This is a genomic window from Vagococcus xieshaowenii, assembly GCF_004792515.1.
In the GTDB taxonomy this organism is placed as follows: Bacteria; Bacillota; Bacilli; order Lactobacillales; family Vagococcaceae; genus Vagococcus_A; species Vagococcus_A xieshaowenii.
Map to the genome: position 1 here is coordinate 1,462,913 of NZ_CP038865.1, position 12,068 is coordinate 1,474,980.

At 35.0% G+C, this 12,068-nt stretch carries 16 protein-coding genes; 8 read left to right on the forward strand and 8 right to left on the reverse strand.

Annotation, left to right across the window (positions count from 1 at the left end; all coding sequences use genetic code 11):
- Window positions 1–9: 9 nt before the first annotated feature.
- A complete protein-coding gene (locus tag E4Z98_RS07035; protein ID WP_135254551.1) occupies window positions 10–951 on the reverse strand; it encodes an aromatic acid exporter family protein in 942 nt (313 codons plus the stop codon).
- 148 nt (window positions 952–1,099) lie between these two features.
- On the opposite strand from E4Z98_RS07035, the gene E4Z98_RS07040 reads away from it, so the two are divergent.
- From E4Z98_RS07040 to E4Z98_RS07050, 3 genes are all read left to right on the forward strand, one after another.
- Complete coding sequence (locus tag E4Z98_RS07040) at window positions 1,100–1,684, forward strand: FUSC family protein (protein ID WP_135254550.1); 585 nt, start codon at window positions 1,100–1,102, stop codon at window positions 1,682–1,684.
- A 74-nt stretch (window positions 1,685–1,758) separates the two neighbouring features.
- Window positions 1,759–2,439 carry a DNA/RNA non-specific endonuclease gene (locus tag E4Z98_RS07045; RefSeq protein ID WP_135254549.1) on the forward strand — a complete coding sequence of 227 codons (681 nt, stop codon included), beginning with the start codon at window positions 1,759–1,761 and terminating at the stop codon, window positions 2,437–2,439.
- Entirely contained in the window at window positions 2,432–2,812 is a 381-nt protein-coding gene (locus tag E4Z98_RS07050; protein ID WP_135254548.1) for a hypothetical protein, read from the forward strand. Before E4Z98_RS07045 ends, E4Z98_RS07050 begins: the two co-directional genes overlap by 8 nt.
- 47 nt (window positions 2,813–2,859) lie before the next feature.
- Here the strand turns inward: E4Z98_RS07050 and rpoE are convergent, their stop codons facing one another.
- Together rpoE and E4Z98_RS07060 are read right to left on the reverse strand one after the other, a co-directional pair.
- Window positions 2,860–3,471, reverse strand: a complete 612-nt coding sequence (gene rpoE / locus E4Z98_RS07055) for a DNA-directed RNA polymerase subunit delta (protein WP_135254547.1) — start codon at window positions 3,469–3,471, stop codon at window positions 2,860–2,862.
- Between the two features lie 75 nt (window positions 3,472–3,546).
- Entirely contained in the window at window positions 3,547–3,993 is a 447-nt protein-coding gene (locus E4Z98_RS07060; protein ID WP_135254546.1) for a YwiB family protein, read from the reverse strand.
- Between the two features lie 157 nt (window positions 3,994–4,150).
- Here E4Z98_RS07060 and E4Z98_RS07065 point away from each other — a divergent pair, with 157 nt between their 5' ends.
- The 5 genes from E4Z98_RS07065 to E4Z98_RS07085 all read left to right on the forward strand — a co-directional run bounded on the left by E4Z98_RS07065 (window position 4,151) and on the right by E4Z98_RS07085 (window position 8,570).
- Window positions 4,151–5,035 carry a lipoate--protein ligase family protein gene (locus tag E4Z98_RS07065; protein WP_135254545.1) on the forward strand — a complete coding sequence of 295 codons (885 nt, stop codon included), beginning with the start codon at window positions 4,151–4,153 and terminating at the stop codon, window positions 5,033–5,035.
- On the forward strand, window positions 5,019–6,374 hold the full coding sequence (locus E4Z98_RS07070) for an HD domain-containing protein (protein ID WP_135254544.1): 1,356 nt from the start codon (window positions 5,019–5,021) through the stop codon (window positions 6,372–6,374). The genes E4Z98_RS07065 and E4Z98_RS07070 overlap by 17 nt, the downstream gene beginning before the upstream one ends.
- 12 nt (window positions 6,375–6,386) lie before the next feature.
- Complete coding sequence (gene yidA / locus E4Z98_RS07075) at window positions 6,387–7,196, forward strand: sugar-phosphatase (RefSeq protein WP_135254543.1); 810 nt, start codon at window positions 6,387–6,389, stop codon at window positions 7,194–7,196.
- Window positions 7,197–7,267: 71 nt separating this feature from the next.
- Complete coding sequence (gloA, locus tag E4Z98_RS07080; protein ID WP_135254542.1) at window positions 7,268–7,645, forward strand: lactoylglutathione lyase; 378 nt, start codon at window positions 7,268–7,270, stop codon at window positions 7,643–7,645.
- Window positions 7,646–7,751: 106 nt separating this feature from the next.
- Complete coding sequence (locus tag E4Z98_RS07085; RefSeq protein WP_135254541.1) at window positions 7,752–8,570, forward strand: NUDIX domain-containing protein; 819 nt, start codon at window positions 7,752–7,754, stop codon at window positions 8,568–8,570.
- 59 nt (window positions 8,571–8,629) lie between these two features.
- Here E4Z98_RS07085 and rsmI read toward each other — a convergent pair whose 3' ends face one another.
- The 5 genes from rsmI to E4Z98_RS07110 form a co-directional block, all read right to left on the reverse strand.
- Entirely contained in the window at window positions 8,630–9,505 is an 876-nt protein-coding gene (gene rsmI, locus E4Z98_RS07090) for a 16S rRNA (cytidine(1402)-2'-O)-methyltransferase (protein WP_135254540.1), read from the reverse strand.
- Window positions 9,506–9,599: 94 nt separating this feature from the next.
- Window positions 9,600–9,941, reverse strand: coding sequence for a DNA replication initiation control protein YabA (locus tag E4Z98_RS07095; RefSeq protein ID WP_135254539.1), 342 nt, complete (start codon window positions 9,939–9,941; stop codon window positions 9,600–9,602).
- On the reverse strand, window positions 9,941–10,759 hold the full coding sequence (locus tag E4Z98_RS07100) for a PSP1 domain-containing protein (protein ID WP_135254538.1): 819 nt from the start codon (window positions 10,757–10,759) through the stop codon (window positions 9,941–9,943). Before E4Z98_RS07100 ends, E4Z98_RS07095 begins: the two co-directional genes overlap by 1 nt.
- A gap of 10 nt (window positions 10,760–10,769) precedes the next feature.
- Complete coding sequence (gene holB / locus E4Z98_RS07105) at window positions 10,770–11,708, reverse strand: DNA polymerase III subunit delta' (protein WP_135254537.1); 939 nt, start codon at window positions 11,706–11,708, stop codon at window positions 10,770–10,772.
- The gene (locus E4Z98_RS07110) at window positions 11,708–12,040 is read right to left on the reverse strand and encodes a cyclic-di-AMP receptor (RefSeq protein ID WP_135254536.1); all 333 of its coding nucleotides are present in this window, start codon (window positions 12,038–12,040) and stop codon (window positions 11,708–11,710) included. Before E4Z98_RS07110 ends, holB begins: the two co-directional genes overlap by 1 nt.
- Between the last annotated feature and the right edge of the window lie 28 nt (window positions 12,041–12,068).

Consider the following 12,068-nt stretch of genomic DNA (forward strand, 5'->3'; position numbering starts at 1 on the left):
GATTAATCGTTAAGATAAAAAACCTTTTTTTATTTCTAAAAAATGTTCAAACTCTAGTAACAATTGAAACAAATTAGCTCGATATTCAAATTCTTGTCGGTCACTTGGCAGATTAGTCTGTCGATAATAATAAAGTACTTGTTGTAGCTTATCTAATAGTAGTTTACCATCATTTTCTTCAGAAAACTCATTAGCGGTTTCCTCTAATAGATAAGCAATTTCCAATCCTTTATCATCTTCAACTGTAATTTCTCGCAAAATATTTGCCATACGTTCAAGTGACTGCAATTGTAATTCACGCATCGAAAAATAGGATTGAAAATAACTTTGATCACTAAAAAAATGATTTTCGGTATGTGTTTTAGCCCATCTTCTAGCTGAAGCGAGTTCTTCTTTAGCATGAATAATTTCATCTTGTGATGTTACCGTCTGATGACTAGCTAATCGTTTAGCATAATCACGAATAATCGCCTGAATTGACTGATCAATATTTTGTTGTTTGTGACGTAACGTACTTGATAAATCTGGCATGTAAAGATTCGCTAATAATGCACAACCTACTCCTAACATCATTAACGAATACGCGTTTATGATATTAGAAAGCGTCATCTCTTGATACACGATAAACTGCGAAATCAACACAGAATTAACCGCAATTCCTTCATTTAATTTAAACCCATTTGATAAGGTAATAAACACCAACAAAAACAGACCAAAACCTAAGGCATTATATCCTACTAAATGATACACCACAAATGCAAGAACTAACGCTAAGGTTAGCGACAACAAGCGTTCAAAACCAACTTTCAATGTTGAACGTTTAGTTGACGTCAAACTCAATATGGCAATGATACCCGCTGAGGCTGGATTCAATAAATGTAATTGTTGCGCAATAAAAATCGCGATTGGGGCGCTTATCGCCGTTTTCAACGTTCGCAAACCAATTTTCACATTTTCACCTTCTTTTCTTTATCTTATCATATTTTTCAAAACACGCCATCACACGATTCGATATTAATAAATTTTTATTAATTAGATAGCATGATTCTATTCATTATTTGCTATAATAATAGTATCCATAAAAAAAGGAGCGAATTTTATGACAGTAGGACAATTCAGACTTGGTTATCGTACAATGAAAACCGTTCTTGCGGTCTCCATTTGTATTCTTGTCTTTAGTTTTTTTGACAATCATACACCAGTAATTGCTTGTCTATCTGCAATAGTCGCCTTAAGAGAAGACATGCCTAAAACCTATTCTTTTGGAGGTCTTCGTGTATTAGGAACCATCGTTGGAAGTATCGCGGCGGTATTGTATTACTTTATGCAACAACCTTTTGAAAATAAAGATCTCGCAACATTCCTTTTAATCCCCTTTTTTGTTGGCTTACTAATTGTAGTAAATGATGGATTAAATTTAAACAAAGGAATTGTAGCAAGCGAGGCAACTTTTTTAATTATCGTCTTTACGATTCCGCAAAATCAAGCGCTTATCTATATTTTTGAACGAACATTTGATTCTTTTGTCGGTGTTTTTATTGCATTAACAATCAATCGCTTAATCAAACCACCTGCTGAGTCCCTGGAACAACAGCCTACGGCAAAAGAAAAAATCGTATTATTAGAACAAGAACTCGCTGAATTAAAACAAGAAGTAAATGAAAACACGCCACAAAAAAAATAACTTTGCGTATACCTTTATATCATGCGAAATCTTTCGTATAATATAAAGGTAATTTTATAGAAAGTAGTGACATAATGAGTAAAAAATCATCTAAAAAAGCCTACAAAAAATCCAAATGGTATACTTGGGGGGCAATTATCGTCCTAATCCTTAGCCTTCTGGGAGTTAAAGTACCTGGCGTTGTAACAGATTTTTTTGAAATAAATAATGGAACGGCTAAGCAAACCGATGTTGGTCATCAAACATCTACTGTTCCTAAAGAAAGTGGCAAATCTACCTTCACTAATAAGGAACTTGAACTTTCTAACAAAGGTTGGATTACCTATCAAGCATTGGATAAGTTAGGGCGTCCTACTGGAGCTGACGCTTTACTTACCAAATCAATGATTGGGACAGGTTCTAAAGCTAATAAAGAGATCAAACCACCTGGCTTTATCTCTGGTCTTTCACCTTATGGACATTCACGCGGTCATTTAATTGGCAATCAATTTGGTGGTAGCGGTAACGAAAAAAAGAATTTGGTGACGATTTACCAAAATCCCGTTAACAGTCCATATATGACGTCATATGAAGGGAAAGTAAGAGACGTATTAAATCGTGGAGGCGTTGTAAGATATCGTGTCGTCCCTTTATATGACGGGGATAAATTGATGCCTGCCGCTATTGAAATGCAAGGGAAAAGTCTTAAAGGTAAAGCTTTAGATTTCAAAGTTATTATCCCAAATGTGGTAGAACAGGAGGCCACCAATGAATGAATGGCAAATTGATAGTTTAGCAAGTCTTGACGATAACGTAAGTTCCTTTAAAGAATTTATCAAAAGTCAATCTATCTATGAACTGGATAATTATTTCATTTTAGAATATCCAAGAATTGAGCGTATCTTTCAATTAACACTTGATCAACTCCATTATGCTGATACCCTTCCTAAGGATTTCTTGCTTGCCAACGATGCTCAAGTAGTGGCCATGACCATTGATGGGGATTTCATCGTCGCTAATGATTTTCACACATGGGTAATTGAGCGTTCATTCTATATAGAAGATATCGAATGCTTTATATTACCGATTAATAAATGGTGGATAGCTTATTTCAATCAAACGTTAAGCTCATCCATCCTCAGTCTCTAATAAAAAGAAGGGAAGTAAGCCCATGAGCCTACTTCCCTTCTTTTTTATTATAATTCTTCTTCGTCTTCTTCATCTTCATAATCTAAATCACTGTCTAGATCATCTTCATGAACGATAGTTAATTCATCTTCAACGCCTTCTGGAATATCATCTTCATCGTCGATATCATCTGCGCCTAATTCAGATAAGTCTTTATTATATTCTGCAATTTCTTCATCATCTTCATCTTCATCGATGTAATCATCATCATCAACACTTAAATCACTATCTTCTGGATCATCATCATTGTAATCAATTGCATCTTCATCACTGTCGATAAAGGCATTAACACGTTTACGTTTTTTACGTACTGGACGATCGTCTTCATCTTCATCTTGATAGTTAGATACTTCTTCATCGATTGAGTCAATTGGATACCATGAACGTAATCCCCAACGATTTTCTCCTAAAGAAATAAAACTACCATCGATATTTAAATCTGTATAGAATTGTGATAGTTCTTCACGAATCACACTATCAGATTTCCCTAAATAATTTTGGATTTGGTTAACAAGATCAGAGAAATCAATAATCTCCCCACGCTCTTCTAAAATCGCATGTGCTACTTCAATCATTGACAATTCTTCTTTATTGACACCATCAAACGCTTTAATCTCCAAATCATTACACGTCCTTTCAAAGTCTACTGTTTATCATACAATATTTTGGTACTAAAAATCAATCCTAAATGTTAATTACGCTGTAAATTGTAGGCGTAAATGATAGACGCCTAATTTATCTTCTCCTGCATGTAACTCATAATCAATTAACACGTTTCCTGAGATAGGTTTATCCATTAATGTCACACGTAGATTGTTGGTCACCGTCTTAATTGGAATAATGCCATACGGTGTGTGATAATTGGCTTCAAATTCTTTTTGGTAAGAAAAACTTAGACGCATTCTTTGATGATCCGCCCGAATCAAATGGACTGTTCCATCTGGTTCAATTTTAATGGTCACATTGACCGGTTGAGCTTCTGCTTCATTTTTATTAACGGGCTCTTGATAACGAATATAGATATTATCACCCACTTGGACAAATTGTCCTAACACATCAAAATAATGTTCATCCATTTGCTCATTTTGAAAAATTTCTGTTCTTAATTGAATAGAAATTGGTAAGTCATTTCGTTCAGTCATTTTTAACACCTGCTTATTCGTTAGTGAGTCTAGTGTATCAAATTTTAGCTTATTTGTCTTTATTGCGTATCTTTTTATAGAAGAAAAAGTTAGAAGATTACCTTTTCTGTTCATTTCCTATATAATAGTAATTAGCTAACACAAAGGAGCGTTATTCATGCTAAAAAACTATTATCAATTTTTAACTCATCTATCGCCTGTCCTGTATGATCAAGCGATAATAACGCCAGAAAGACAGTTTACACCTTTTGCTTTCACGGATATGTTAACAACGCAGATGTCTGCAAATGGACAACCTGTCTTACACTACTGGCAATTAGATCAATCTGTCATTCTAGGGATGAAAGATTCTCGTGTACCTCTATTTAAAGACGCTTTAACGTCATTAACAGATAAAGGTTATCATGTCATGTTACGTAATTCTGGGGGACTAGGGATTGTTGCCGATCAAGGTATCTTGAATATTTCATTTATCTTGCCTAACCCTGATACACACACACTTAATATTTCATCAGCCTATGAATTGGTTATGGCAATCATTCAAACAGCCTTTGCTGATTTCTCACAAACCATCGAGGCTAAAGAAATAACAGATTCTTATTGCCCAGGTGATTATGATTTGAGTATCAATGGGCAAAAATTTGCAGGTATCGCTCAACGAAGAATTAAGAATGGTATCAGTGTCATGATTTATCTAAGTGTCAATGGTAATCAACAAGCCCGTGGTGAATTAATGCATGCATTTTATCAAATTGGTCTGGGAGATGACTTTGGCTCAAACGGTTATCCTCCTGTTAATCCTCATTCGATGGCAAATTTAGAAACTTTATTACAAACTGAGCTCTCTATTGATGAAGTCAAATCAAGGGTGACCGCAGCATTTCAACAATTATTTACCACTCCATTAGCCAGCATGGATGAAGAATATTTTACGTCTGATATCGCGACTAATGAGGCAATGGCACGACAAGTTGAACGAATGACTGATCGTAATGAGCTTATTACAACACTTATAGGAGGACTAGATGGAGATATCGTATAAACACCAGCTATTACCCATTGAAAAAGTTTTTAAAGATCCTGTCCATAATGATATTCAAGTACAGCATCAAGTAATATTAGATTTAATTAACGCTAAAGAATTTCAGCGTTTAAGACGAATTAAACAGTTAGGAACGGCTTCGTTTACCTTTCATGGCGGAGAGCATAGCCGTTTTTCACATTCATTAGGAGTATATGAAATCACCCGCCAAATTTGTGATATTTTTGAACGGAATTTTTCTATTGAAAAAGATCCTATTGACGGTTGGAACGATGAAGAACGATTAGTCGCTTTATGCGCTGCGCTACTTCATGATGTAGGACATGGTCCTTATTCACATACATTTGAAGCGATTTTTTCTACTAATCATGAACAGTTTACAGTGGATATTATCACGTCCCCTTTTACTGAAATCTATCAAATATTAAACAAAGTAGAAGATGGTTTTCCACAAAAAGTGGCAAGTGTCATTACAAAACAGTACCCTAATCAACAAGTCGTTCAGATGATTTCCAGTCAAATTGACGCTGACCGAATGGATTACTTATTAAGAGACGCCTATTTTACAGGAACTCAATATGGAACCTTTGATTTAACTCGTATTTTACGTGTCATTCGTCCATATAACAAAGGAATTTGTTTCACTACTAACGGGATGCATGCTGTAGAAGATTATATTGTGAGTCGTTATCAAATGTACATGCAAGTTTATTTTCACCCTGTTTCTCGTGGTATGGAAGTGATTTTAGATCATTTATTAAAATATGCTGAACAACTATTCAAAGAATCACCTGATTTCTTTGAACGAACGTCTCCACTTCTTGTACCATTTTTAGAAAAAAGCGAGACATTGAGTGATTATTTAAAGTTAGACGACCATGTTTTGAATAGTTATTTTATGATGTGGTGTGATCATCCTGATGAAACATTGAGTGATTTATCAAAACGATTTTTAAATAGAAAACCTCTCAAGTCAGTTAAATTTGTCACAGGTAAAGACGAACCTCTCATTGAAGACATGAAACAATTAATTGAAAAAATTGGCTACGATACAGCAATTTATACAGCAATCAACACCAGCTTTGATTTACCATATGATTTTTACCGACCAAATGCCGTCTCTTCACGCACTCAGATTGAGCTAATGGAATATGACGGAACATTAATTGAATTATCCAAACAAAGTTCACTTGTCCGTGCGCTTGCGGGAGAAATACATGGGGATGAACGTTTTTATTTTCCTAAAGAAATGCTAACCCAATCAGATAATCTTTTTAACGATATTTATCGAATGTTTCAATGTTACATTCACAACGGAAAAATTACAAAGCCAAATTAAGGAGAGAACACATTGAGTATAAAACTAGTTGCTATAGATATTGACGGAACATTAATTAATTCTAATCACCAATTAACAGAAAAAACAATCGAGGTTATTAAGAAAAAAGCCGCCGAAGGAATGAAAATCGTCATTGCTTCAGGGCGTCCTTTAATCGGAATGTTAGAGGTCGTTGAACAACTTGGTCTAACAACCGAACATGATTATATTATCAGCTACAACGGAGCGTTGGCAGTCAAAGCTCATAATCATGAACCTTTTGTTGAACATTCACTAACCTATGATGATTTGGTTAGTCTTAACGCACTAAGTAAGGAAGTCAACGCACACTATCATTATGCAGATTTAGAAGCGATTTACACCCCTCATCGTCGCATTAACCCCTACTCTGTTCATGAAGTTACATTAACTGGAATGCCTTTAGAACATCTGCCATTTGAAGAGGTCGATCCATCTAAGAGTATTTGTAAATTAATGTTTATTGATCCTGAAGAAGAAATCACACGCATCATGAAAGAAATTCCTGAATATTTTCATGACCGCTACAATATTGTCAGAAGTGCCCCTTTCTTCTTAGAATTCTTAAATAAAGATGCTAGTAAAGGACTAACCTTAAAGAATCTTGCTGAAAAACTAGCGATCGATCCATCAGAAATCATGGCGATTGGCGACAACGAGAACGATATTTCTATGCTTGAATATGCTGGTCTTGGTGTTGCAATGGGCAATGCGACTGAAAAAACCAAAGAATATGCGCAAAAAATTACGTTATCAAATGATGAAGACGGTGTCGCGTATGCCTTAGAAAACTTTACCAAGTAAGCACTTCTCTTTATTAAGCACTTAATAATTGCTAGAATAGGACTATATGTTATTTCAAGGAGGAAACCAATATGAAAATGGCACATACATGTGTACGTGTAAAAGATTTAGAAGCATCAATTGAGTTTTATGAAAAAGGATTCGGTTTTGAAGTAAGCCGTCGTCGTGAATTTCCAGAACACAAATTCACATTAGTCTACATGGTATTACCTGGCGATGATTACGAGTTAGAATTAACGTATAACTATGATCATGAAGCCTATGACTTAGGTAATGGTTACGGACATATTGCAATTGCAACAGATGATTTAGAAGGATTACATGCTAAACATTCTGAATTAGGATTAAACGTTACACCACTTAAGAACTTACCTGGTGTACCACCTTCATACTACTTTGTTATTGATCCAGATGGCTATAAAGTAGAAATCGTACGCTTCAAAAAATAATGACTAAAAGAAGTTATGGCAAAAATAATTGTCATAACTTCTTTTTATTTCGATCCTTTTTCTGTTAAAATAAAAGTATATATTACTTAAACAAGGAGGCTTAAGATTGAAATCATTCAACAATAGTTTAGAAGAAAAACATTATTTTGAAACACAAGCCACCGAGCAAGAGTTTTTAGCTTGGTATAATCGCCAAGAACAACCCAAATATGAAAAACCATCTGTTACTGTCGATAATGTCTTATTTAGTTACGATAAAGCCTCAGATGATTTAAAAATATTATTAATTCAACGTAACACGCACCCTTATCGCCTATCATGGGCGTTACCGGGAGGATTTGTAAATTCTAACGAATCGACTGAACAAAGTTGCATTAGAGAGACCAAAGAAGAAACCAATGTCTCCATTACCAATGCCAATATTGAACAATTACATACATTCAGTACGCCTCATCGTGACCCACGTGGTTGGGTCATTACCGTCAGCTATTTAGCCTTTATTGGTGAAGAACCTTTAGTTGCTGGAGATGACGCTAAAGAAGCTTACTGGTTTTCTTTAGTAAGAGATAATCATCTTCTTTACCTTAAACACGATAAACAAGAACCTATCATTCTTGATCTCAATACCGAAGCATCTATTGGCCAAAACCAATTAGCCTTTGACCACAGTCAAATCATTTTAAAAGCCTTCAAACGTGTGGAAAATAAAATGTATCATGAACCACGTATTTTGCAAGTTTTAGGAAAAGATTTTTCAATCACAGATGCTAGAAAAGTATTCGCTAAATTTTTAGGTGTTTCTTACCGAAACATTGACCATTCAAACTTCAAAAAATCATTATTGCCTTATCTTAACGAAGTAGGTGAACGTCCTACCGGGATTGGACGCCCATCAAAATTTTATGAATTGACGTTGAACCATTAAGACTAAAACAAATTAAAAATAGCTCGTATTACCTGCTGATTGGTAATACGAGCTGTTTTCTATAAATCATGGTATTCCTTGTAGATATCTTGCTTCTTCATGCCACGTAGTTTAGCAACTTCTTTAATCGCGGCTTTTGAACTTAATTGGTTATCACTCATCAGTGTTTCAACATGTTCCTTAATAGTTAAAGAAAGTTGTTCTTCATGAAGTGTAGACAATTGTTCTTGCCCTCCACCAATCATCAAGCAACATTCACCTTTAATCTCATGTTCACCCAGATATTCTAATAATTCACGAATAGAACCACGTAAATATTCTTCATGAATCTTCGTTAACTCACGACATAAAACAACGGGATGTGTTTCAGGATATATCTCCAACATATTTTCTAATGTCGTTTTCACACGGTAAGGTGATTCATAAATAATTTGCGTTTCTTCACGGCCAATTAATTTTTGAAATATCGCTTTTTGTTCGCCTTTTTTACGTGGTAAAAAGCCAACAAATGTGAATGTATCCGATGGTAACCCTGAAGCAATCAATGCAGTTACTCCTGCTGTGGCACCTGGTAGAGAAATAACACGAATGTTTTCTTCAATGCACGCCTTAACTAAATCATGACCCGGATCACTAATTGATGGCATCCCGGCATCACTCACTTGCGCAATAGATTGACCTGCTTGTAAGTAATCAATTAGCTCTGGTATTCGTTGTTGACTATTATGCTCATGAAAACTAATTTGATTCACTTTAATATCAAAATGATTCAATAATTTTTGTGTATTACGTGTGTCTTCGCTTGCTACAAAGTCAACGGTTTTTAATATGTTTAAAGCGCGATAACTGATATCTTCTAAGTTTCCAATTGGCGTTGGTACAAGATATAAACAACCTTGACTGTCTAATTCTTTATAACTCTTTTGTCTGTTCACAACTTTACTCCTCAAAACATTTATTTTCTACTACATTTCCCTTGAACCAATTAACAAAAAAGTTGGGATCAGGCTACCTGTCTCCCAACTTTTTTCACTTGCGTTCACCGTATATAACATCCAAACAAAAGGCACATTCTTCATCATTTTCACGTCTTGATCCGTAATAAACATTACAAACATGGAATCCTTCTTCATAAATTTTTTCTAGATTCATACGTGATTTTGATAATTCGTTCTTTCCTGATGATGTAGCAGACGCTTCTTTTTCTAACTCCATCAAGCGTGAACGTAAATGTTTATTTTCTACTTCTAAATGGACATTTTTTTCAGTTAAACTTTCAACGGTACTCTTCATTTCGCTTAAACGAAGAAGCATTTGTTTTAAGTCGTTTTCTATATTAGAAAATTCATCATGTAACGTTCTTTTGTCCATTAAACTCTTCCTTTTGCTAAAACTTTTATTTCCTCATGATCGTAATCAATCGGTACTTCTTTTCCAAATAGTCTTACTTTAATCACACGATCAAGTAAATTCAAACCTACCACACGGCCTTTTCCATCCGGTGTTTCTACTTCATAACCATAATCGGGTAACTCGCGACGTGCTTCTTCATACATATCATTTTCGTATTTTAGGCAACACATTAAACGACCACATAATCCTGATATTTTGGTTTGATTAAGTGATAAATTTTGATCTTTCGCCATCTTAATTGATACCGGCATAAAATCCCCTAAGAAGGTTGAACAACATAAGGGGCGACCACATGGACCAATGCCTCCCAAAATTTTCGCTTCGTCTCTAATACCTATTTGACGCAACTCAATTCTCGTTCTAAATTCAGACGCTAAATCTCTTACTAAATCACGAAAATCTACTCGACCATCTGATGTAAATTGAAACATTAACTTAGCGCGATCAAATGAATAATCTGCTTTAGCTAGTTTCATTTCTAAACCATGCTCTTTAATTTTCACTTTTGCTAACTTAAACGCATGATTAGCATCTTTAATGTTTTGTGCCTCTTGTTCTAAATCTTTTTTTGTTGCACTACGAAGGATACTTTTTAATCCTTCAGGTAGTTCTTCTTTAGATAATTCACGCTCTGCAATTGCGACATAGCCTAACTGTTGATTTTTATCAGTTTCGACTAAGACACGTTCATTATATGAGTATGTTTTATTAGCTTCTCCTAAAAAATAGTAAATTTGTCCTGCTTCTCTAAAACGAACTCCGACAACTTTAACCATAGCGCTCACCTCATTTTCTTAAGACATGTAATACCAATTGTTCTAACGTTACTTGGAACGGGACATTTACCTGCCATCTCTGCTCAGCTTGTAACACTTCTGTGGTCACACTCGCAATATCAGCTGCTGACCAATTGGCTAATTCTTTAAAGTTTGCTGTCTTTTCTCCTTGTATAAATAGGATTAAATAAGCAATCATTAATTGAAAACATCTGCTTTGCTGATGTTTGTCTTTACAATGTTTAACCACATGTTGCTGAATATATACAAAGCTGTAGGCATCTCGTTTAATTAAGTAATGTAACCACTTCTCCACTATCTCTTGTAATTCATTGAACCATTCATCGCTTGATAATGCAAGTACTGTTTGTTTATCCGTTGTCATCTCACTCAGTACATCTACCATTACTTCAGCCACTCCAGACTCTAAGAGGTCTTGACGAAATAACGCTTTAGGTAATGGTTCAAAAAAAATGGTTTGACAACGCGATTGAATAGTCGCTAAGACGCGTTCTTTATTTTCTGTAATAAAAACAATTTCTAGCTGTCCACTAGGCTCTTCAATAAACTTCAACAAACTATTGGCTGCCTGAGGCGTCATTTTTTCTGCTTGAGAAATAATCAAAAATTGTTTTGAACGCTCTAATCCACTTTTACCAAAATGAGATTTTATTTGCGCCATTTGATCTATCTTGATACTTTGTCCATCAGGTATTATCAAATGAACATCTGGATGATTACCTTCTTCAATCCTTAAACAATTCATACAATTACCACAAGCTAACGGTTCATTATCACAAAAATAACACTGAGCTAACCATGTAGCTGTATCCAATTTCCCCGTGCCAGCACCACCATCGAACAAGTAGGCATGAACGAGTTGATTCTTTTCAATCACTTTTTTTAAAAAGCGATAGATATTCGGTTGTTTTGCTTGAATTTCTATCATTAGAATTGATGAAAACTATCGACTGGCAGTACAAAGACCGTTGCGCCACCAATTGGCACTTTGATGGTTGTCCCAATAAAGGTATCAATCGTAGGATCAATACTAGTAGTTGGGTTAGGCATATATTGCTCTCTAGCCTCACACGTTTCTTTAATTAATTCCAATACTTCTTCCACACGTTCATCTTCAATCCCAATAATAAAGGTTGTATTTCCTGACTTCAAAAAACTACCTGTTGTCGATAATTTTGTCGCACGAACATTGGTTTCTGTAAATTTTTTAGATAAACGATGTGCATCTTGATCTTGTATAATCGCTAGTACTATTTTCATTCTCTTTCCACCTTTCTATGAGTTTCTT

Bases quoted from the DNA above. Each gene is read 5' to 3' on its own strand.
- E4Z98_RS07045 (WP_135254549.1), top strand. From the start codon at position 1,759: ATGAGTAAAAAATCATCTAAAAAAGCCTACAAAAAATCCAAATGGTAT.
- E4Z98_RS07095 (WP_135254539.1), bottom strand. From the start codon at position 9,941: ATGGACAAAAGAACGTTACATGATGAATTTTCTAATATAGAAAACGAC.
- E4Z98_RS07040 (WP_135254550.1), top strand. From the start codon at position 1,100: ATGACAGTAGGACAATTCAGACTTGGTTATCGTACAATGAAAACCGTT.
- holB (WP_135254537.1), bottom strand. From the start codon at position 11,708: ATGATAGAAATTCAAGCAAAACAACCGAATATCTATCGCTTTTTAAAA.
- E4Z98_RS07060 (WP_135254546.1), bottom strand. From the start codon at position 3,993: ATGACTGAACGAAATGACTTACCAATTTCTATTCAATTAAGAACAGAA.
- E4Z98_RS07065 (WP_135254545.1), top strand. From the start codon at position 4,151: ATGCTAAAAAACTATTATCAATTTTTAACTCATCTATCGCCTGTCCTG.
- E4Z98_RS07070 (WP_135254544.1), top strand. From the start codon at position 5,019: ATGGAGATATCGTATAAACACCAGCTATTACCCATTGAAAAAGTTTTT.
- gloA (WP_135254542.1), top strand. From the start codon at position 7,268: ATGAAAATGGCACATACATGTGTACGTGTAAAAGATTTAGAAGCATCA.
- E4Z98_RS07050 (WP_135254548.1), top strand. From the start codon at position 2,432: ATGAATGAATGGCAAATTGATAGTTTAGCAAGTCTTGACGATAACGTA.
- E4Z98_RS07100 (WP_135254538.1), bottom strand. From the start codon at position 10,759: ATGGTTAAAGTTGTCGGAGTTCGTTTTAGAGAAGCAGGACAAATTTAC.
- E4Z98_RS07110 (WP_135254536.1), bottom strand. From the start codon at position 12,040: ATGAAAATAGTACTAGCGATTATACAAGATCAAGATGCACATCGTTTA.